The sequence below is a fragment of the Pseudomonas sp. L-22-4S-12 genome (assembly GCF_009799935.1).
Taxonomy (GTDB): Bacteria; Pseudomonadota; Gammaproteobacteria; order Pseudomonadales; family Pseudomonadaceae; genus Aquipseudomonas.
Genome location: NZ_WELL01000006.1, coordinates 105393 through 125191, shown reverse-complemented (window position 1 = coordinate 125191; position 19799 = coordinate 105393). Strand labels below are relative to the sequence as shown.

21 protein-coding genes and 3 tRNA genes are annotated in these 19799 nt (G+C 66.0%); 3 read left to right on the top strand and 21 right to left on the bottom strand.

What is annotated here, in order from left to right; genetic code table 11:
• Window positions 1–36: 36 nt before the first annotated feature.
• From F3I16_RS15425 to flgB, 21 genes are all read right to left on the bottom strand, one after another.
• The gene (locus tag F3I16_RS15425; RefSeq protein ID WP_160494445.1) at window positions 37–426 is read right to left on the bottom strand and encodes an MAPEG family protein; all 390 of its coding nucleotides are present in this window, start codon (window positions 424–426) and stop codon (window positions 37–39) included.
• Window positions 423–1157: a DUF599 domain-containing protein gene (locus F3I16_RS15420; RefSeq protein WP_160494444.1), complete on the bottom strand. Its 735-nt coding sequence runs from the start codon at window positions 1155–1157 to the stop codon at window positions 423–425. Before F3I16_RS15420 ends, F3I16_RS15425 begins: the two co-directional genes overlap by 4 nt.
• Window positions 1158–1364: 207 nt before the next feature.
• Window positions 1365–1451: transfer RNA gene (locus tag F3I16_RS15415), tRNA-Leu, on the bottom strand.
• Between the two features lie 123 nt (window positions 1452–1574).
• A tRNA-Cys gene (locus tag F3I16_RS15410) sits at window positions 1575–1648 on the bottom strand.
• 43 nt (window positions 1649–1691) lie between these two features.
• Window positions 1692–1767 (bottom strand) — tRNA-Gly (locus F3I16_RS15405).
• 65 nt (window positions 1768–1832) lie between these two features.
• Window positions 1833–2393, bottom strand: a complete 561-nt coding sequence (pgsA, locus tag F3I16_RS15400; RefSeq protein ID WP_160490527.1) for a CDP-diacylglycerol--glycerol-3-phosphate 3-phosphatidyltransferase — start codon at window positions 2391–2393, stop codon at window positions 1833–1835.
• 33 nt (window positions 2394–2426) lie between these two features.
• Window positions 2427–4265, bottom strand: coding sequence for an excinuclease ABC subunit UvrC (gene uvrC, locus F3I16_RS15395; RefSeq protein ID WP_160494443.1), 1839 nt, complete (start codon window positions 4263–4265; stop codon window positions 2427–2429).
• Window positions 4266–4346: 81 nt separating this feature from the next.
• Complete coding sequence (uvrY, locus tag F3I16_RS15390) at window positions 4347–4991, bottom strand: UvrY/SirA/GacA family response regulator transcription factor (protein WP_160494442.1); 645 nt, start codon at window positions 4989–4991, stop codon at window positions 4347–4349.
• Between the two features lie 265 nt (window positions 4992–5256).
• Complete coding sequence (locus F3I16_RS15385) at window positions 5257–5601, bottom strand: tryptophan synthase subunit beta (RefSeq protein ID WP_372238538.1); 345 nt, start codon at window positions 5599–5601, stop codon at window positions 5257–5259.
• Window positions 5602–5697: 96 nt separating this feature from the next.
• On the bottom strand, window positions 5698–6741 hold the full coding sequence (locus F3I16_RS15380; protein ID WP_160494441.1) for a hypothetical protein: 1044 nt from the start codon (window positions 6739–6741) through the stop codon (window positions 5698–5700).
• Between the two features lie 12 nt (window positions 6742–6753).
• Window positions 6754–7668, bottom strand: coding sequence for a flagellar hook-associated protein FlgL (gene flgL, locus F3I16_RS15375; RefSeq protein ID WP_160494440.1), 915 nt, complete (start codon window positions 7666–7668; stop codon window positions 6754–6756).
• A 23-nt stretch (window positions 7669–7691) separates the two neighbouring features.
• Window positions 7692–9059: a flagellar hook-associated protein FlgK gene (gene flgK, locus F3I16_RS15370; RefSeq protein ID WP_160494439.1), complete on the bottom strand. Its 1368-nt coding sequence runs from the start codon at window positions 9057–9059 to the stop codon at window positions 7692–7694.
• Window positions 9056–10111, bottom strand: a complete 1056-nt coding sequence (locus F3I16_RS15365) for a transglycosylase SLT domain-containing protein (RefSeq protein ID WP_160494438.1) — start codon at window positions 10109–10111, stop codon at window positions 9056–9058. The genes flgK and F3I16_RS15365 overlap by 4 nt, the downstream gene beginning before the upstream one ends.
• 12 nt (window positions 10112–10123) lie before the next feature.
• A complete protein-coding gene (locus F3I16_RS15360) occupies window positions 10124–11218 on the bottom strand; it encodes a flagellar basal body P-ring protein FlgI (RefSeq protein ID WP_160494616.1) in 1095 nt (364 codons plus the stop codon).
• 22 nt (window positions 11219–11240) lie between these two features.
• Entirely contained in the window at window positions 11241–11903 is a 663-nt protein-coding gene (gene flgH, locus F3I16_RS15355; protein ID WP_160494437.1) for a flagellar basal body L-ring protein FlgH, read from the bottom strand.
• A 5-nt stretch (window positions 11904–11908) separates the two neighbouring features.
• Complete coding sequence (gene flgG, locus F3I16_RS15350) at window positions 11909–12694, bottom strand: flagellar basal-body rod protein FlgG (protein ID WP_160494436.1); 786 nt, start codon at window positions 12692–12694, stop codon at window positions 11909–11911.
• 12 nt (window positions 12695–12706) lie between these two features.
• On the bottom strand, window positions 12707–13432 hold the full coding sequence (locus F3I16_RS15345) for a flagellar basal body rod protein FlgF (protein WP_160494435.1): 726 nt from the start codon (window positions 13430–13432) through the stop codon (window positions 12707–12709).
• A gap of 11 nt (window positions 13433–13443) precedes the next feature.
• Window positions 13444–14637, bottom strand: coding sequence for a flagellar hook protein FlgE (flgE, locus tag F3I16_RS15340; RefSeq protein ID WP_160494434.1), 1194 nt, complete (start codon window positions 14635–14637; stop codon window positions 13444–13446).
• A gap of 37 nt (window positions 14638–14674) precedes the next feature.
• Complete coding sequence (locus F3I16_RS15335) at window positions 14675–15355, bottom strand: flagellar hook capping FlgD N-terminal domain-containing protein (RefSeq protein WP_160494433.1); 681 nt, start codon at window positions 15353–15355, stop codon at window positions 14675–14677.
• Window positions 15355–15783, bottom strand: a complete 429-nt coding sequence (gene flgC, locus F3I16_RS15330; RefSeq protein WP_160494432.1) for a flagellar basal body rod protein FlgC — start codon at window positions 15781–15783, stop codon at window positions 15355–15357. The genes F3I16_RS15335 and flgC overlap by 1 nt, the downstream gene beginning before the upstream one ends.
• Window positions 15784–15786: 3 nt before the next feature.
• Window positions 15787–16146 (bottom strand): flagellar basal body rod protein FlgB, encoded by a 360-nt coding sequence (gene flgB / locus F3I16_RS15325; RefSeq protein WP_160494431.1) that lies wholly within the window; start codon window positions 16144–16146, stop codon window positions 15787–15789.
• A gap of 76 nt (window positions 16147–16222) precedes the next feature.
• Here flgB and flgA point away from each other — a divergent pair, with 76 nt between their 5' ends.
• The 3 genes from flgA to F3I16_RS15310 all read left to right on the top strand — a co-directional run bounded on the left by flgA (window position 16223) and on the right by F3I16_RS15310 (window position 19796).
• Window positions 16223–17035 carry a flagellar basal body P-ring formation chaperone FlgA gene (gene flgA, locus F3I16_RS15320; RefSeq protein WP_160494430.1) on the top strand — a complete coding sequence of 271 codons (813 nt, stop codon included), beginning with the start codon at window positions 16223–16225 and terminating at the stop codon, window positions 17033–17035.
• 731 nt (window positions 17036–17766) lie between these two features.
• Window positions 17767–18612, top strand: coding sequence for a lateral flagellin LafA (gene lafA, locus F3I16_RS15315; protein ID WP_160494429.1), 846 nt, complete (start codon window positions 17767–17769; stop codon window positions 18610–18612).
• A gap of 317 nt (window positions 18613–18929) precedes the next feature.
• A complete protein-coding gene (locus F3I16_RS15310) occupies window positions 18930–19796 on the top strand; it encodes a winged helix-turn-helix domain-containing protein (RefSeq protein WP_256670194.1) in 867 nt (288 codons plus the stop codon).
• The last annotated feature ends 3 nt before the right edge of the window (window positions 19797–19799 follow it).

The window sequence follows — 19799 nt, the reverse complement described above, 5'->3', positions numbered from 1 at the left end:
CCCACGAAAAAGCCCGCTTACGCGGGCTTTTTCGTTTCAGGCCAGGGCCGGGCTGAGCATCAGCAACAGGCTGCAGAGCAGACCGACCACCCAGACCAGGCTGCGCTGCCAGTGCAGGTCGGCCCAATACAGCACCAGATAGAGTACCCGCGCCACCACGAAGGTCACCGCCAGGATATTCACCAGCGGGCCATGGGTCTGGGTGACATGGGCCATCAGCACACCCACGGCAAACAGCGGAAAGGCCTCGAAACTGTTCTGGTGGGCCGCCAGTGCGCGCGCCCCGAAGCCGGTCAGCCGCGCCTGCTGGGCGCGCGGATGATGGTTGTCGTAGCCGCCCGCGGCATTCATCGCCTTGGCCACAGGGACCTTCGCCAGAAAAATCAGCAGCGCGCTGATCAACACACACCAGAAAGGCAGGGTCATTCGCTTCTCTCCTTGAGCGACTCCGGCAGTGGAGCCTGGGTGTACAGCATCACCTCCAACACGTCGGAATGGAACTCGCGGTGATACAGCACCAGCACCACGCCCGCGGTAACCAGCATGAAAAACCAGGGATTGATGAACCAGGCCAGGATCGCCATGCCGAAATAGTAGGCACGCAAGCCCAGGTTGAACTGATTCGCAGCCATCGACACCACCTGCGCCGCCCGCGAGGCAAATGCCTTGCGTTCCGGCTCGGAGACATCGCGCTCACCCACCATCGGTGCCGAGCCCACCAGGATCGCGGCGAAGTTGTACTGGCGCATGCACCAGCTGAAGGTGAAGAAGGCGTAGACGAACACCACGGCCAGGCATAGCAGCTTGATCTCAGACCACTCACGGCTGACCGGCTGCACCAGCGGCAGGTCCTCCAGCAGCGAGACCGCCCGATCGGAGGCGCCCAGCACGGTGAGGATGCCGGCGAGGATGATCAGGGTGCTGGAAGCGAAAAAGGAGGCATTGCGCTCCAGGTTGCCGATCACGTTGGCGTCGGCGATGCGGTTATCGCGCAGCAACAGGCGCCGCATCCAGTCTTCCCGATACAGGTGCAGGACGCTGGCCAGACAGGGCGTATCGCGGCCCTTCCAGAGCGCATACTGGGTGTAGCCGCCCCAGCACAGCAGAAACCACAGCACCGCCAGCAGGTGCGGCAAATAAGGCGCATTGATCAGCATGCCGACTCCTCATGATCCAGCGCCCGATTATAGCCAGCGAACCTGCGGCGGATGACGACGCAATTCGAGGCCGCGCACTGTGAGCCCGGATGTGTCGTGAGCTCTTCTTGCCCGCACAGTCGCCGACGGCCGGATGCCCGCGCATGACAAGAGCCGGGAGCAGAAACGACTACGCCCGCGCAAGCGGGCGTAGTGGGGGAAATTCGATGGTGCCCGAAGCCGGACTCGAACCGGCATGCCATTGCTGGCGAGGGATTTTAAGTCCCCTGCGTCTACCGATTTCGCCATTCGGGCGGTAGCGCTGTGAAGCGAGGGCTGGACTATATACAGCCCTCGGAGCCCCTGCAAGGCTGCCGGCAGTCAATCGGCAGCAAAGAAAAAGCCCCGTAGATCAGCGATCTACGGGGCTTTTTAGATTGGAGGCCGATACCGGAATCGAACCGATGTACGCGGATTTGCAATCCGCTGCATAACCACTCTGCTAATCGGCCTCAAACGAAGACGCCGCAAGAAGCGGCGTCAACGTCAACAAACTGGAGCGGGAAACGAGACTCGAACTCGCGACCCCGACCTTGGCAAGGTCGTGCTCTACCAACTGAGCTATTCCCGCGTCTTGGTGACGGGCGCCATTCTATACTTTCAGAACGAGCCGTCAACCCCTTGATTCAAAAAAGTTTATTTCTTTTCCGCAGTGATGCTGAGATGCGGCCAGGCCGCCAGCAAGTACTGCAGCATCGACCACAGGGTCAGGCCCGCTGCGACGATCAGCAGCGCAAAGCCCAGGCCCACCCAGAACGTCAGCAGCGGCGGATTGGCCAGCAGGATGACCAGCGCCACCATCTGCGCCGCCGTCTTCCACTTGCCCAGGTTGGACACCGCCACATGCGCCCGCGCGCCCAGCTCGGCCATCCACTCGCGCAGCGCCGAGACCACGATCTCGCGACCGATGATAATCACCGCCGGCAGGGTCAGCCAGAAGCTGGCGTGTTCCTCCACCAGCAGCACCAGCGCCACGGCCACCATCAGCTTGTCCGCCACCGGGTCGAGGAAGGCGCCGAACGGCGTGCTCTGCTCCCAGCGCCGCGCCAGGTAGCCGTCGAACCAGTCGGTGATCGCCGCCAGGGCGAATACGCCGCTGGCCGCCAGGTAGCTCCAGGAGAAGGGTAGATAGAACAGCAGGATGATGACCGGAATCAGCAGGACGCGCAGAACGGTGAGCAGGTTTGGGATATTCATCAGGACCACAGGCCAGCGAGTTGAAGCGGCATTCTACTCGCTGTGCAGGGCCGCATAAATCGACTCGGCGAGCTTTTTGCTGATCCCCGGCGCCTTGGCGATTTCCTCGATGCTGGCGCGGCTCAGTTCCTGCAGGCCGCCGAAATGCTTGAGCAGTTCGCGCCGGCGCTTGGGCCCGATACCCGCGACATCTTCCAGGCTGGAAGTACGCCGCGCCTTGCCGCGCCGCGCGCGGTGCCCGGTGATGGCGAAGCGGTGCGCCTCGTCGCGGATCTGCTGGATCAGGTGCAGTGCCGGCGAATCGGCCGGCAGGCTGAATTCGTGGTCGGCATCGTTCAGGTACAGGGTTTCCAGGCCGGGCTTGCGCGTCACGCCCTTGGCCACGCCGAGCAGGATCAGCTCGGGCACCGCCAGTTCCTGCAGCACCTCGCGGGCCATGGCCATCTGCCCCTTGCCGCCGTCGACCAGGAGGATGTCCGGCAGCTTGCCCTCACCCTCCTTGAGCTTGCTGAAGCGCCGGGTCAGGGCCTGGTGCATCGCCGCGTAATCGTCGCCGGCCGTCACCCCTTCGATGTTGTAGCGCCGGTAGTCGGACTTGAGCGGCCCCTCGGGGCCGAATACCACGCAGGAGGCCACGGTCGCCTCGCCACTGGAATGGCTGATGTCGTAGCACTCCAGGCGCTGCGGCGGCTCATCCAGGTCGAGCGCCTCGGCCAGGGCCTCGAAGCGCGCCGCCACGTGCTGCCGATTGGCCAGGCGCGCGCCCAGGGCCTGCTCGGCATTGGTCACCGCCAGCTGCTGCCAGCGCGCCCGCGTACCGCGCACCCGATGGCTGATCGACAGCTCGCGCCCACGCAGCTCGCCCAGGGCCGCCGCCAGGGTCGGCAGGTCCTCGTGCAGCACGTTGACGATCAGCTCACTGGGCAGATCGCGCTCATGGCTGGACAGGTAGTACTGGGCGAGAAAGGCCGCCAGTACCGCGCCGCTCTCCTCCTCGAAGCCCACCCGGGGAAAGAAGTTCTTGCTGCCCAGCACCCGTCCACCGCGCACGCTGATCAGGTGCACGCAGGCGCCACCGGGATTGACCATGGCGGCAACCACGTCCACATCGCCGGTGCCGCCCTCCATGCTCTGCTGGTCCTGCACGCGGCGCAGCAGGGCGATCTGGTCGCGCAGCTCGGCGGCGCGCTCGAACTCCAGGCTGATCGCCGCCTTCTCCATGGCGGCCGACAGCTCATCGGTCAGCGCGCTGCTGCGCCCCTCGAGGAACATCACCGAGTGGCGCACGTCCTCGGCATATTCCGCGGGCTCGACCAACCCGACGCAGGGCCCCTTGCAGCGCTTGATCTGGTACTGCAGGCAAGGCCGGGTGCGGTTCTTGAAATAGCTGTCCTCGCACTGGCGCACCAGGAAGGTCTTCTGCAGCAGGTTGAGGCTCTCGCGGATCGCCCCGGCGCTGGGGTACGGCCCGAAGTAGCGGCCCTTCTCCTTCTTCGCCCCGCGATGAATGCCCAGGCGCGGAAACTCGCCATCGGACAGCAGCACGTAGGGGTAGGACTTGTCGTCGCGCAGGAGGATGTTGTACGGCGGCCGCCACTGCTTGATCAGCGTCTGCTCGAGCAGCAGCGCCTCGGTCTCGTTGGCGGTGATGGTGGTTTCGACCTGCGCGATGCGCGCCACCAAAGCCGCCGTTTTCGGCGCCAGACCGGTCTTGCGGAAATAGCTGGCCAGGCGCTTCTTCAGGTTGGAGGCCTTGCCGACGTAGAGCAGCTTGGCCTCGCCGTCGAACATCCGGTACACGCCGGGACGGCCGCTGCAGGTGGCGAGGAAGGCACTCGGATCGAAAGGCGCGGCGGAACTGGAAGCGGTCATCGGAGGCGATAGAGAAAATGACTGGGGAGAGGCAGTTTACGTCCGCGCCGCGCCCTGCCGAAGCCCTTTCCGCGCACGCGTTCAGCTGATGGCATCGACCATGCCGTGGCGCACGGCCAGCAGCGCCAGCTCCACATCGCTGGTGATGTCGAGCTTCTCGTAGATGCGATAGCGGTAGGTGTTCACCGTCTTCGGCGACAGGCACAGCTTGTCGGAGATGGTCTGCACCTTCTGGCAGTTGGCGATCATCAGGGCGATCTGGATTTCCCGCTCGGACAGCAGGTCGAACGGCGAACCGCTGTTGTTCGGCTGGAACGACTTCAGGGCCAGCTGCTGGGCGATCTGCGAGCTGATGTAGCGCTGCCCGGCAAAGCCCATGCGGATCGCCTGGACCATCTCCTCCAGCGCCGCACCCTTGGTCAGGTAACCGGCGGCACCGGCCTGCAGCAGACGGGTCGGAAACAGGTCGTCGTCGCAGGCGGTCACGGCGATGACTTTCAGCTCGGGGTAACTGCGCAGCAGTTTGCGCGTGGCTTCCAGGCCGCCGATGCCCGGCATCTTGACGTCCATCAGCACGACATCCGGCTTGAGTTCGCGGACTTTCTGCAGCGCCGCCTCACCGGAGTCCGCCTGCCCGATCACCTGCAGGCCGTCGATATCGGCCAGCATGCGGGTAATACCCATTCGAACCAGATCGTGGTCATCGACCACCAGCACCTTAATCAAGCGACACCTCGCTGTAACCCACTGCCGTACGCGCAACGCATGAAGCTTGGCGCAACCACGTCAGAAAGCAAACGCCAGAAAACCGTGCTTGGCGATGAACCACGCCACAGCGATGGAAGCTGAACTTACGCGCTGGGCGGGCGCCGGATTCTACTGGAGACCTTTCCGGCTGTTCCAGTGGGGCGGTGTAAAAAGACCGGAACAGGCGAGTGCAGATCCTGTAAAGATCTTGAAACAGTCGGGGCATGCAGGCAAGCGTAGAACTTCAGAGATCTTCCGGATGGTCGATCAGGCCTTCCAGATCGGCACGCACCAGCGCGCGCTGGTCGAGCTTGTGGCGGGCAGCCTCCGGGAGTTCGGTGTACTGGATGACGCCATGATCGATGAGGATGTACAGCACATCCTCGAGCACGCGGATCATGTCCAGATCGGACTGGCGCAGCTGGTCCAGCTTGCTTTTGACCTCCATGCGCACGCCCAGCCAGCGCTGCAGCTCGGGGCTCTCGACCGCCAGGGAATCGCTCATGCCCTCGAACGGATCGTATTCGACTCGCAGAATCCGCCCTTCGCCATCGCGCTGCACATACACCATGGAATCCTTGCCTTTCATATCGCTTTCGCCAGTTACCCAACTATGCAAGTTTGCGCCAAACAAGCCAAGGCCCATATTGATGCTCGGCAATGACCGTGGTTCCTCGGCCCGCACTCAGGACAACAGGCTGACCACGGCGAATCGATTGAGGTTGGACTGCGCCACCACCGTCTGACTGACCGCCGCGTAACTGCTGCCACCCTCGCGCAACAGCCGATAGAGGCGGCCGGTGAACTCGGCGGCCCACTGCTGCTCGCTCTTGTCGGCATGGCGCTTGAGGAAGTCGCGGATTTCCTGCTGGCGGTGGGCGATCTGCTCGCGCAGGGCCGCGATCCGGTCCAGCGAATGCACCACCGAGTCCAGTACGCGACGCAGCTCGCGCTGATCGTCCGGATTGAGCGTGGCGGGCAGGCGCAGCTGCTCGTCTTCGCGGCTCTGCAGGCGGGTGAAGCCGGCCTTGGCAAACAGATTGCCACTGCCCTGTACCGCCAGGGAGCCCTTGAGTTCGTTCCACAGGGTTTCCGTCGCGGAGAACTTCAGGGCGCCGCCGCGCTCCAGCTCGATGCGAATCCCCGCCTGGCCGAGGCTGGTATTGAAACGGCGGAGAATCTGCTGCTCCGTCAGCCCCTCCTCCAGCACCACCGCCAGCGGCTCGGCCAGCTTGCGCCCGGCACTGAACAGCAGCGTTTCCGCACCGGCCTGCTGGACCCGTTCCAGGGACTCCAGCCCCTCGAGGCTGAAGTGCGCCCGCACCGGTTCATGCAGATGCAGCTTGAAGCGTGCATCCAGCGCTTGCCCGGAACGCTCGGTGCGCTGTTCCAGCAGCTCGCGCGCGCCGTCCAGGGCCGGTTGCAGCTCGCCGCCCTCCCTGGCCTGCTTGCCGCCGCCGAGCTGACGGCTGAGCGACAGCTTGAGCTGGCCGAGACGCGCGGCCAGGTCCGCCAGATAACCGTCGGCCGACTGCATGGAGGTCAGCTGCTGGTTGAGCTGCAGGCTGAAGCTGGCATTGCGTTCGGCCCGCTGAGCGAGCGGCGCGGCAGCGGATTTCGCCTCGCCGCCTGCCTTGCGTGCACGCGGCAATGCCTGGGAGGGCTGGGTCTGGCGGCGCTCCTGGGGATCGATGGAGGTGACCGCGGGCAGTTGCTTGTCGACTTTCATCGGCAGGATTCCTTACAGCAGGCCGAACAGCGACAGCTCGTGGATCTTCAGATAGGTCTTCTGCGTGGCCTGCAGGGACAGCTGGTAATTGTTCAGGTCGATGGTGGCGCCGGCATAGTCGAGCCGCGACAGTTCGCCCTCGATCTTCTGGTTGACCAGGGATACCTCGGCGTTGCTGTCGGCGATCAGGCTCAGGGTGTTCTGCCGCCCGCCCAGCTGGGTCACGCTGCCCAGCAGCTTGCTGTGGGAGCCGTCGAGCTGGTCGAGGGTGTCCTTGATCTGCTGCAGCACGGCCGGGTCGCCGGCGACCAGGGTCGGACTCTTCAGCGTCGTCACCAGGGCATGCAGCTGGTTGAGCATGTCCATGCCGCCGCCGAAGATCTCCAGCGCGGTGACGTTCTCCTCGACCAGCACGCCGTTGGCCACCGCGGCCTGGCGGTGCTTGTCGTTGCCGCTGGCCAGGTAGCTGTCGCTCAGTGCGTCGAAGGTCAGCGCCGGCTGGTCGGTGAGCGTACCGGAGAACAGGTAGCGGCCCTCCTCGTCGCGCACGTTGATGAAGCTGGCGATGGTCTGCTCCAGGCTGCCCAGCTCGCCGGCCATGGCGGCCAGGTCCGCACTGGTGTTCGAGCCGTTGGCCGCCCACAACAGCAGATCGCGCACCTGCAGCATGCTGTCGGAGATGGACGTCAGGTTGACCTCCTGGGTCGACAGGCTGCCGGAGACGTTGGTGATGTTGCTGCGGTACTGGGTCAGGCTGGCTTCCTCGCGCTGCACCCGGAGCACGCGCACGCTGGCGATCGGATCGTCCGAGGGCACCAGGATGCGCTTGCCGCTGGACATCTGTTGCATCAGCTTGGCCAGCTCTTCGGCATTGCGATTCATCGAGCCGTGCATGGTGGCGACGATCTGCGAGTTGGTGATGCGCATCATGATTCCCCTTGCCGCTGCGTTTAGAAGGAAGCCAGCATCTCTTCGAAAATATCCCGGGCGGTGGCGATGACCTTCATGTTGGCCTGGTAGGCCTGCTGGTAGGTCATCAGGCTGACCGCCTCCTCGTCCAGGTTCACCGCGCTGACGCTGTCGCGCTGGGCCTGGGCCTGCTGGGTCACCGCCGTGGTGGTCTGCAGGTCGGCCTTGCTCTGCCGGCTGTCGCTGGCGACCCGGCCGAGCAGGCTGGCGTAGGCGTCGTTGAGGGTGAAGGCACTGCCGTTGAGGGTGATGCCCTGGCTCTTCAGGCCCAGCAGGTCGAGCAGGTTGCCGTTGTTGCCCTGCTCGCCGGCGCTGTCGGAAAAGGCCAGCTGTTCGGCGCTGAGCGCCTCCACCCGCAGCATCTGCGTGGTGCTGGCGGCATCGTAGGTGAACAGCGCCTGGCCCGGATTGCCGGCCAGGTCGAAGCCGGCGGTCATCACCCCATTGACCATCTGCGCCAGCTGCTCGGCCATCTGGTGCAATGCGCCCTGCATGGGCCGCAGCGCGGCGTATTCGCTGCTGTAGAGGCCGCCCAGCGCCCCGCCGAAGCTGTCCTGGCGCAACGGGAACTGGGTGCCGGCGAAGGCCAGGGAAATGCTCTGCTGGTTGCTCGCATCCAGGCTCAGGTCGAGGCGTGCGGCGGTGGCGCCGACCACCAGCGGCTGGCCATTGGTCAGGGCGATGGTGTAGGAGCCATCGGCCACTTCGTTGATGCGCAGCGCGGCGAAACGGCTGAGCTGCTGGGTCAGGTTCTCGCGCTGGTCGCGCAAGGCGTTGCTGTCGCCCTTGACCGACTCGGTCTCGATGATGCGCTTGTTCAGTTCGGCGATGTTGCCGATCAGCCCGTTGGTTTCGGCGACCATGGCCTGGCGCTGCTCGTGCAGCGCATCGAGCTGGGCCTGGATGTTGCCATTGAGGCCGTTGAAGCGCTGCGCCAGGTTGCCCGCCTCGCTGAGGATCTGCTGGCGCAGGGCCAGCGAACTGGGGGTCGGGCTGGCCTCGCTGAGCGCGGCGAAGAACTGGTCGAGGCCGACGCTGATGCTCGAGCCCTCGCCGCCCATCAACCCCTCCAGCGCACCGAGGTACTGCTGGTTGCTCTCGAAGAAATGCTGCTCGCTGTTGGCCCGCCACAGCTGCTGGGAGAGGAACTCGTTGGACAGGCGGCGGATACTGGTCACTTCCACGCCGCCACCGGCATTCAGCGCACTGCTGCCGGCCCGCGAGGCGAACAGCGCATTGAGCCGGCTGAAGCCCGGGGTGTTGGCATTGGCGATGTTCTGGCCGGTGCTGGCCAGGGCCGTCTGGGCGGCATGCACGCCGCTGTAGCCGATCTGGCTGAGGGTACTCACGACAGGGTCTCCTTGCGCTCAAGGCGGATCGGCTGGGCAAATGCCTCGGACCGGACGCGATGGTCGGCAGCGACCGGCGTCACCAGAGACAAGGCGACCGCTTCCAGCGCCGGCTTAAGCGCCGCCAGCGGCGTCTGTGCCGCCGGCGCCTCCGGCTGGCGCACGGCAGGCGCTGCCGCGGCCTGGCCGCCGAGGATACGGCGGGTGTAGTCGCGGGTTTCCTGGTAGGGAATGCGTTCGATCCACTCGCCGGTGCTGACTTCGCCGCGGCGCGGGTCGCCATGGGCCTGCAGCCAGCTGTCGACCCGCGCCGGGCCGGCGTTGTAGGCCGCCAGGGCGAGCGCCTGGTGGCCATCGTAGCGGTCGAGCATTTTGTCCAGGTAGGCACTGCCCAGGCGCTTGTTGTAGGCGGCATCGCTGCGCAAGCGCTGCTCGTCATAGGCCAGGCCCAGCTCCGCAGCCATGTCCTGGGCGGTTTCCGGCATCAGCTGCATCAGGCCCAGGGCGCCCTTGGCCGAGACGGCGGCGACATTGCCCGCCGACTCCTGTTGGATCACCCGCTCGACCAGTTGCTGGAAGCCGGCCTTGCCGCGCTGCCAGAGCCCCTCGGCCTCGCTCACGCCGCGCTGCCAGGTGTCGCGCAGCGGCTGCACCAGGCTCGGCGCGCTGGCCAGCGGTTGCACTGCCGGCACGCGCTGCGGCACCGGCGCCTCACGCGCCGCCAGCTGCGCCTGGTCCAGCTGGGCCACGCCGGCCGGCCCGCCGGACAACTGGGTCACCAGCAGGCTGGCGATGCCGGCCTGCTTCTGTCCGGCCAGGGTCTCGGCCAGCACCTCGTCGTGGAAGTCGCGCATGGTCGACATCTCCCGGCTGTGCAGCGGGCTGCCTTCGGCCAGCACATCACCGGCCTTGCGCATCTGTTTGAGGATCTGCTGCAGAAACAGCGCCTCGAACTGCTCGGCGGCGACCTCCAGCTGGCTGCGTGCGCCCTCGGCGGGATTGGCCGGGGCCGGTTGCCCATGAAACGACGGATTGAGAGAAACAATGCTCATGAAGGGGGCTCGTCAGATCACGATCAGTTCGGCATTCAGCGCACCGGCCTGTTCCAGCGCCTGCAGAATGCTCATCACATCGTCCGGGGTGGCGCCCAGGCTGTTCACCGTATCGATGATGCTTTCCAGGCTGGCGCCGTCCGGCCACTTGAACATCGGCTTGGCCTCCTGGGCCACGTCGATCGAGGACTGCGGCGTCACCGCGGTGGTGCCATTGCTGAAGGGGCCCGGCTGGCTGACCTGGGGGTTCTCGCTGATGGTCACGGTCAGCGTGCCATGGGTCACGGCGGCGGCCTTGACCCGCACGCCCTGGCCGACCACCACGGTGCCGGTACGGCTGTTGAACACCACCTTGGGCCGCTGCCGCCCCTCTTCCACCTCGACGGTCTCCAGCAGGGCCATGAAGCTGGTGCGCTGGCTGGCCGCCTGCGGCGCGCGCACGCTGATCCGGGTGGCGTCCAGGGCCTGCGCCGCGCCGCTGCCGAACACCCGCTCCAGGGCGCCGACCACCTTGGCCGCGGTCTGGAAGCTGGGTTGGCGCAGGTTGAGCATGATCTCCGGGCGCTGGCCGAAGTCGCTGGGAATCATCCGTTCGATGGTCGCGCCATTGGGGATCAGGCCACCGTTGGCGGTATTGATCGCCACGCTGGAGCCGCTCTGGCCCTGGGCATTCAGGCCGCCGACCACCACCCCGCCCTGAGCCAGGGCGTAGGCCTCGCCGTCGATGCCGCGCAGCGGCGTCATCAGCAGCTGGCCGCCGCGCAGGCTCTTGGCATCGCCCAGGGAGGAAATCGTCACGTCGATCATCTGCCCCGGGCTGTAGGACGGCGGCACGCTGGCGGTCACCATCACCGCCGCCACGTTCTTCAGCTTGGGGTCGACATTGGGCGGCAGGTTGATGCCGAACTGCTTGATCAGGTTGGCCACCGACTGGCTGGTGAACTTCACCTGGTTCTTGTCGCCGGTACCGTCCAGGCCGACCACCAGACCATAGCCCACCAGTTGGTTGGCGCGGATGCCCTCGACATCGACCAGATCCTGCAAGGGCACCGCCTGCACGCCCAGCGCCAGCAGCGCGGTGAACAGACCAGCCAGGGTTTTCAACATCCAGCGCATGGGCCAGCCTCGTTTACAGCGGGAAGATCGGATGGGTGAAGAAGCGCGTCAGCCAGCCGGCGGAGTTGCTGTCGTTGAGCACCCCGCGGCCAGCGTAGGAAATCTTCGCGTTGGCCACGTTCTGCGACGACACCTGGTTGAAGCGGTTGATGTCGTCGACCCGCACCAGGCCGGTCAGGCGGATGAATTCCTCGCCCTGGTTCAGGCGCAGGCTCTTCTCGCCCTTGACCAGCAGCGAGCCGTTGGGCAGCACGCGGTGCACGGTGACGGCGATGGAGCCGCGCAGGGAGTTCTGCTGCGAGCTCTCGGCCGAACCGTCGAAATCGCGCTCGGCCTCGGCGGCGGTTTCCAGCTCGTCGTATTGCTCGCCCAGCACGGTGGGGATGCCGATCGACACCCCCGAGCTCTTGCCGAAGCTGGTGCCGGCGCTCTTGCTCGACTGGGTCTGTTCCTCCAGCACCACGGTGAGAATGTCGCCGATGCGCAGGGCGCGCTGATCCTGGGTCAGGGCGCCGCTGTAGCCGGGGCGGAACAGGCCGCCGCCGGTGGTCGGCGGCAGGCTGTAGTCCAGGTCCAGCGGCTGGTATTGGCTGGAGTCTTCCTCGGGCAGCATCTCCTCGAGGCTGGCGCAGCCGCCGAGCAGCAGGGCGCCGAACAGGATCAGGAACGCTCTCATCGCACTCACACGGTCTGGTTGAGGAACTGCAGCATGCCGGAGGCGGCGTCGAGCACCTTGGCGTTGGCCTCGTAGGCGCGCTGGATGCCGATCATGTTGACCATGGCCTCCACCACCTGCACGTTGGAACCTTCCAGCACGCCCTGCTTGATGTTGCCCAGGCCGTCGGCGCCCGGCGTGCCCTCGACCGGCTCGCCGCTGGCCGCGGTTTCCTTGTACAGGTTGCCGCCCAGGGCCTCGAGGCCGGCCGGGTTGACGAAGTTGACCAGGGTGATCTGGCCGATCTCGCTCGGCGCGGTTTCCCCCGGCAGAACCACGCTGACGATGCCGTCGCTGCCCACGGTGAAGCGGCTGCTGCCTTCCGGCACTTCCAGGCCCGGTGACAGCGGCAGACCCTGGGCGTTGACCACCATGCCTTCGGCGTTGAGCTGGAACTGGCCGTTCTCGGTGTAATAGATGTCGCCGTTGGCCGCCTCGACCTGGAAAAAGCCGCGGCCGACGATGGCCAGGTCCATCGGCTGGCCGGTCGGCTGCATGTTGCCTTCGGTGAAGGTCTTCTGCGTTCCGACCACGCGCACGCCGCTGCCCAGCTGGATGCCCGAGGGCACGGTGTTGACCTCGTCGGCCTGGGCGCCGGGTTGCACCTCGACCGAATAGAACAGGTCCTCGAATACCGCCCGATCGCTCTTGAAGCCGACGGTGTTGACGTTGGCCAGGTTGTTGGCCACGGTCGACAGCGCGGTATCCTGCGCCGCCAGACCGGTCTTGCTGACCCAAAGTGCCGAACTCATGCGTACCTCCGGTTAACCGCGAATCATGCGGTTGCCTGCGTCGGACAAGTCCTCGGCGGCTTTCATCATCTTCACCTGCGTCTCGAACAGGCGGCTCAGGCTCATGCTCGCCACCAGTTCGCCGACGGCAGACACGTTGCTCGCCTCCAGGTAGCCACTGACCAGGCGCACCTCGTCGCTGGCCTCGGCCGGCTGACCGTCGCGGGTCACCAGCAGGCCGCTGCTGTCCTTGGTCAGGTTGGCCGCGGGGATGTCCACGCGCTTGATGCGGTCGACCTCGGCCATCAGGTAGTCGCCGCGCGGGATCACCGACACGGTGCCGTCGCTGCCGATGTGCAGGCTGTCGTACTCGGGCAGGGTGATCGGCCCGCCCTCGCCCAGCAGCGGCCGGCCATTGATGGTCAGGCGCAGGTCGGCATCCACCTGGATGCTGCCGTGACGGGTGTAGACCTCGCCCTCCGGGCCTTCGAGGGCGATCATGCCCTGGCCCTGCACGGCCATGTCCAGGTCGCGCCCGGTGGCCATCAGCGTCCCGGCCTGCATGTTCACCCCGTTGTCGCGCAGGCGCGCCAGGTGCCGGCTGTCGTAGCCGTAGCCCTGCACGGCGACGGCCTCGGCCTGCTCCATGTCGGCGCGAAAACCCGGCGTGGTGGCGTTGGCCAGGTTGTTCGCGCGCAGCTGCAACGAGCTCATGGTGCGGCTGGCGGCGGTCATTGCGGTAAAGCCCAAACGGTCCATGCGATCAGTCCTCAGATGGCGCCGAACAGCACCTGGATCAGTTCCTTGTTGGTGGTCAGCACCTTGGTGTTGGCCTGGTAGTTGCGCTGGCCTTCCATCAGGCTGACCAGCTGCTGGGTCAGGTCGACGTTGGAGTTTTCCAGGGTGGCGGCGGCCAGGTCGCCGAACGAGCCGACCCCGGCCACACCGTACAGCGGCTGTCCGGACTCGCCGGTCTCGCTCCAGGCAGTGCCGTTCTCGTTGCGCAGGCCCTGGGCGTTGATGAAGTTGGCCAGTACCACCTGGCCCTGCAGCATGCGCTGGCCGTTGCTGTAGTTGGCGAACACGCGGCCGTCCTTCTCCACCGCCAGGCCGGTCTGCTCACCCGCCGCATAGCCGTTGGCCAGGTTGGTGGTGACCACGAAATCCGAGCCGTACTGGCTGGTGCCGGTGTAGTCGACCGCGACGTTGAGGGCGTTGGCCCCCGGGGCGTTGAAGCTCACCGCAATCGGCCCGGCCGGCGCGGTCAGCGCACCGCTGGTGTCGAAGCTCATCGCCACCGGGCCGGCCGGCGCGGTCACTGCGGCGCCATCGGCGTAGTAGTGAGCGTCCCAGGTATTGGCGGCGGTCTTGACGAAGTACTGGGTCAGGGTGTGCTCGCGGCCCAGGGAGTCGAACACCTTGGTGGTGTAGCTGGAGTTATAGGAGGCGACGTTGGCCGGGTCGAACGCCACCGCCGGCACCGCCTGGTTGGCGTCCAGGTTGCCGACGAAGTCCAGGCTGTCGGTGGCCTTGGCCGGCAGGTTGGCGGTCTGCAGCTGCAGGTCGCCAACCGAGCCGACCAGCAGGTTGCCGTTGGCGTCCACCGGGTAGCCCTGCAGGCGCTGGCCGCCGGCGCTGGTGATGAAGTTGTCCCTGTCAGTGCCGAACACCCCGGCGCGGGTGTACTGGATCGCGCCGTTGCTGGCGCGGGTGGTGAAGAAGCCGCCGCCGGAAATGGCCAGGTCGAGGTTGCGCCCGGTGGCCACCAGGGCACCGCCCTGGCTGATGCTCTGGGTCAGGCCGAGCACTTCCACGCCCATGGCCTGGCTGTCGGCATACACGCTGCCGAACTCGGTGCGCGACGACTTGAAGCCGGTGGTGCCGGAGTTGGCGATGTTGTTGCTGATGGTGTTGAGCTGTTCGTTGACCGCATTGAGGCCGGTCAGGGCAATGTTGAAACTCATCTGTCAGTCACCTTGCAAGGGGATGGTAGCGGCTGCGTCACAGCAGGCTGCCGGTCGCGCCGCGACCGAATTCGGTAAGGGTGTAGAACGGCACGCTGCCGATGCCGGCCACGTCGAGCACCGGGCCCTCGCTGCCGACACGCACATGAGTCACTTCGCCCTGCAGCTCGACGCTTGGGTATTCGCCGCTGTCGGTCACCGCCTCGATGCGGTAGGTGCCGGGGCTCAGGCCCAGGGCCTGCGGATCGAGACTGAAGCTCAGGCTGCCGGGGGCACGCCCGCCCAGCTCCACCTCGCGGGTCACCCCGTTGCCGTCGGTCAGGCGCAGCAGCGTGCTGCCCGCCGCGTGCTGCAGGGTCAGCTGCCCGGAGACCGCGCGGCCATCGAGGGTCACGCTGTCGGCGCCGACCTTGACCTGCTGGCCGACCAGCCCGGCGGCGGCCAGGGTCTGCAGGTTGTCCAGCAGCACCAGGTTGCTCTGGCTGAGGTTGGTCATGTTTTCCAGGCTCTTGACCTGGCTCATGGCGGCGAACTGGTTGAGGAACTCGGTGCTGTCCACCGGTTTGGTCGGATCCTGGTTGCGGATCTGCGCCACCATCAGGTCGATGAAGTTGTTCTCCATCTGCGCGGCATCGCTGACATTCACTCCAGCGCGCACCTGCTCATCGCTGCCGGCCAGAGTCTGAGCGCCCAGGGTGCTGCCATTGACCAGCGCCATCAGACTTCTCCCAGGCGCAGCAGGCCCTGCTGCATGCTCTTGACCCGGTTGAGCACTTCTACGCCGGTCTCGAAGCTGCGGGTGGCCGACATCATGTCGGTCATCTCCTCGATCTGGTTGATGTCGGCGTAATAGACGTAGCCCTCGGCGCTGGCCAGCGGGTTGTCCGGCTCGTAGCGGCGCTGGGCCTCGCGCCCGGCGGTGACCACGTCGAGCACCTGCACATGGGCGCCGCCCATGCCCGCTGGCCGGGTCAGCTCGTCGTTGCCGTAGACGGCGGCGAACACCGGCTTGCGTGCCTGGTAGACCTGCTCCGGGCTGCTGGCCGCGGAGTCGGCGTTGGCCAGGTTGCTGGCCACGGTATTGAGGCGCACGGTCTGCGCGTTCATGGATGAACCGGCGATGCGGTAGATGGCGTCGAACGACATGGCTTAGCGCCCCTCGATGGCTTGTTTGAGACCGCGGAACTTCATGGTGAGGAAGGTCAGGCTGGTCTGGAAATCGGTGGCATTGCGGGCGAACTCGGCCTGCTCCACGGCCAGCTCGACGCTGTTGCCGTCCTGGGCGGCCTGACTCGGCAGGCGGTACTGCAGGTTCGAGCTGGCGATGGAGCCGTCGAAGGCATCGCCCCGCTCCAGCCGCTGCATCTCCTTGGCAAAGTCCAGATCGCGCGCCTTGAACCCCGGGGTATCCTCGTTGGCCAGGTTCGCCGCCAGAATCTCGCTGCGCAGCGAACGCAGCTCCAGGGCCTGCGCGTGCACGCCAATGGCGTCGTCGATCTTTATACTCATGCTCACCTTCCTCCTGCTTCGGGTTCAGCCGAGGCCTATCAGCAGGAATCGTGCCCGTTCGCAAAAGAAATATAAGATGCTGATAAATAAAGACTTTTTAAAGGAAAGCGTAGGCACGAAAGCCGCCCCGCTTCCCTTTTCCGCCGCTCGCGACCGAGCAGGCGGAAGACGCGCTTCCGCCCTCTTCCGCCTGCTGGCGCTCGGCCTGCTGCTCGCACCCCAGGCCCGGGCCGGTACGCCGCTGACGCAGATCGAGGCGGCCGTCGACCAGGCACTGGCTGAACGGGTGGCCGCCCATGCCCAGCGCCAGAGCTGGCAGGGGCTGCGCTTCGTCCGCGAGAGCGGCAGCCTGATCGGCAGCGCACCGGCCCAGGCCTGCGCCGAGCCGCTGCAGGTAGGCGGCGGGCAAACCGGCGACGCACCGCTCGGCCGTCAGCGCTTCAGCCTGCACTGCCCGACCCAGCCGGGCTGGACCCGGGACTACCTGGCACAGGTGGAGCTGTACCTGCCCGTGCTGTTCGCCAGCCAGGCCCTGGAGCGCGGGCAGACCCTCGACGCGGCCCAGCTCAAGCGCCAGGAGGCGGCGCTGAGCAAGCTGGGGCGCGGCTTCTATCACCGTGCAGAAGAGGTCATCGGCCTGGGCGCCAAGCGCCGCATCCGCGCCGACCAGCTGCTCACCCCCGCCCTGCTCGGCGAGGCACTGCTGGTCAAGCGTGGCCAGCAGGTGAAGATCCAGGCCAGCCAGGACGGCATCTCCGCCAGCACCCTGGGCGAAGCCCTGGACAACGGCCAGCGCGGCGACGTGATCCGCGTGCGCAACCTGTCCAGCGAGAAGGTGATCAAGGCCAAGGTGATGGACGAAGGCGTGGTCAGCAGCCGTTACCAGTGACCCCGAGACAGCGCTTATGCGGGAGCTGATTCAGGCAACACCGAGCTGCGCCCCATCGCGGATAAATCCGCTCCCACAACAGCCGTGGGCTACCGACTCGCCGCGAGAACCCGACGCTCTTCGTGGGAGCGGCTTCAGCCGCGAAAGCAGGCAGCACCGAGCCGTTCTCCATCGCGGATAAATCCGCTCCCACACACAAGACTCGTGGGCTACCGACACGCCGCGAGAACCCGACGCTCTTCGTAGGAGCGGCTTCAGCCGCGAAAGCAGGCAGCACCGAGCCGTTCTCCATCACGGATAAATCCGCTCCCACACACAAGACTCGTGGGCTACCGACTCGCCGCGAGAGCCCGACGCTCTTCGTGGGAGCGGCTTCAGCCGCGAAGGCAGGCAACACCGAGCCGTTCCCCATCGCGGATAAATCCGCTCCCACATACAAGAGCCGTGGGCTACCGACACGCCGCGAGAGCCCGACGCTTTTCGTAGGAGCGGCTTCAGCCGCGAAGGTGGGCAACACCGAGCCGTTCTCCCTCACGGATAAATCCGCTCCCACATACCAGCAAGCAGCCCGCCAAGCCCGCTGCAGAGCCCTCGGCGCACCCGTCAAAAGCCGGGCGCCAGAAAAATTATGAAATTTTGCTTAAGCCCCTGCCGGCGATTGTCGCTCTACCCCCTCAGCAGGCAAACGCAGCCAGCTTTCTCTCAAGGCAACCCGCAGGAAGGAATTCATCATGGCTCTGTCGATCCACAGCAACTACTCCGCTCTGGTCACCCAAACCAACCTGAGCAAGACCAACAGCGCACTGGGCACCAACCAGCAGCGCCTGGGCACCGGCTTCCGCATCAACAGCGCCGCCGACGACGCCGCCGGCCTGCAGATCGCCACCCGCCTGAACGCCGGCTCCCGCGGCATGGCCGTGGCCATGCGCAACGTCAGCGACGGCGTGTCCCTGCTGCAGACCGCCGAAGGCGCGCTGAAGGAAATGGGCGACATCATGCAACGCATGAAGGACCTGTCCGAGCAGGCAGCGAACGATACCAACAGCACCGCCGACCGTACCGCCCTGCAGACCGAGTTCACCGAGCTAGGCAAGGAAGTCGACAACATCCTGACCAACACCAAGTACGCCGGTGAAGCCCTGTTCGCTGCCGGTGGCAAGTTCACCGCCGCCGTCAACTTCCAGATCGGCGCCAACGCCGCCGAGAAGCTGACCCTGGCTGCCAACGTCGGTGGCACCCTGACCACCCTGAACACCGACTGGACCGCCGCCAAGGCCGGGACCATGACCGACAACGCCAGCGCCGCCACCACCATGGGCCTGATGGACACCGCCATGGCCAGTGTCACCGCCATGCGCGCCCAGTTCGGCGCCAACATCAACCGCCTGAACCACACTTCCAACAACCTGGCCAACATGCGCGACAACACCGAGATGGCCAAGGGTCGCATCATGGACGCCGACTTCGCTTCGGAAAGCGCCACCATGACCAAGAACAGCATGCTGATGCAGTCGGGCATCTCCATGCTCAAGCAAGCCGGCCAGATGCCGGGCATGGTCATGTCCCTGCTGGGCTAAGCACCACCCTGGCCGCCTGCGCGGCCAGTTGCATCGCCACGGCTCTGCATCCGCAGGGCCGTGGTTTTTTGCGTGTGCGCAAAAAGCCCTCTCGTAACCTGGCGGCGACGGCGAGCGTCATTTCTCACCCGGGGCTATTCTGTGCAGGGCCACGGAGCAGCATGGCCAGGGTGCCAATAGACGCCGCACCATAGGCAAACCAGCAGCACAGCTATTCACAAGATTGTTTTCACTAGTGAGACTTGCATCACCATTTTTATGACGCCAGAATACCGCCGCAAGGCCTCTGCGCGCCCGCAACCCCTCTAGAACAACCCATGCAGTCCATGACCAACAGCAGTGCCAGTTCCCCCAGCCCTTGCGAAAATGCCGCACCCTGTCTGACCCTGAAGACGGGTCATCCCGATTGCCTGGTGTATTTCTACCCGACGCGCTTCCAGCTGCAGCTGGCCAGCGGCGAACAGCGCATCGACCTGGGCTATTCCGGCAGCCGCCTGCTGGAACGCCTGCTGCAGACGCCGGGCGAAGTGGTGACCCGCGAGGAGCTGCTGCAGTTCGCCTGGGCCGACCGCGTGGTCGGCCAGGGCAGCCTGAACCAGCAGGTGTATGTGCTGCGCCAGGTCCTCGGCGACGAGAAGGAACGGCAGATCATCCAGACCCTGCCGCGCCGCGGCTACCTGATCAACCCGCAGTATCTGCTGAGCAGCGCACCGACGCCCGCGCCGAGCCAGGCAGCCGACAGCCCGCAGGCCGCAGCGCCGGCAACCGCGACAAGCCCGGCAACCGCGCCGAGCGTCGAAGCCCAGCCACAGGCAGAAGCCCGGCCCGGGCGGCAGCGTAGCGCCTGCCTCTGGGCCTGCGCCGGCCTGCTGCTGGTCGGCACGCTGCTGACCGCCCTGCTGCTGCGCACCGATGAGCGAGCCGGCAGCACCCAGGGCCAGTTGCACACGACCTACCTGGGCTATGACGACGCCCAGCGCCAGACCTTGCAGCAACAGGGGCAGGCCATCGAGGCGCGCCTGGCGCAGCTGGTCAGCAGCCCAACCGAGCTGTACATCAGCATGAACGATGAAGCGCTGGCCCTGCTCTGCCTGCAGGCCGGCCGTGGTGGGCACTGGTTGAGCATTGCGCGGTCGCAGCTGGGCCAGGTGAGCGACGCCCAGCTGCGCCAATGCCTGCACTGAAAT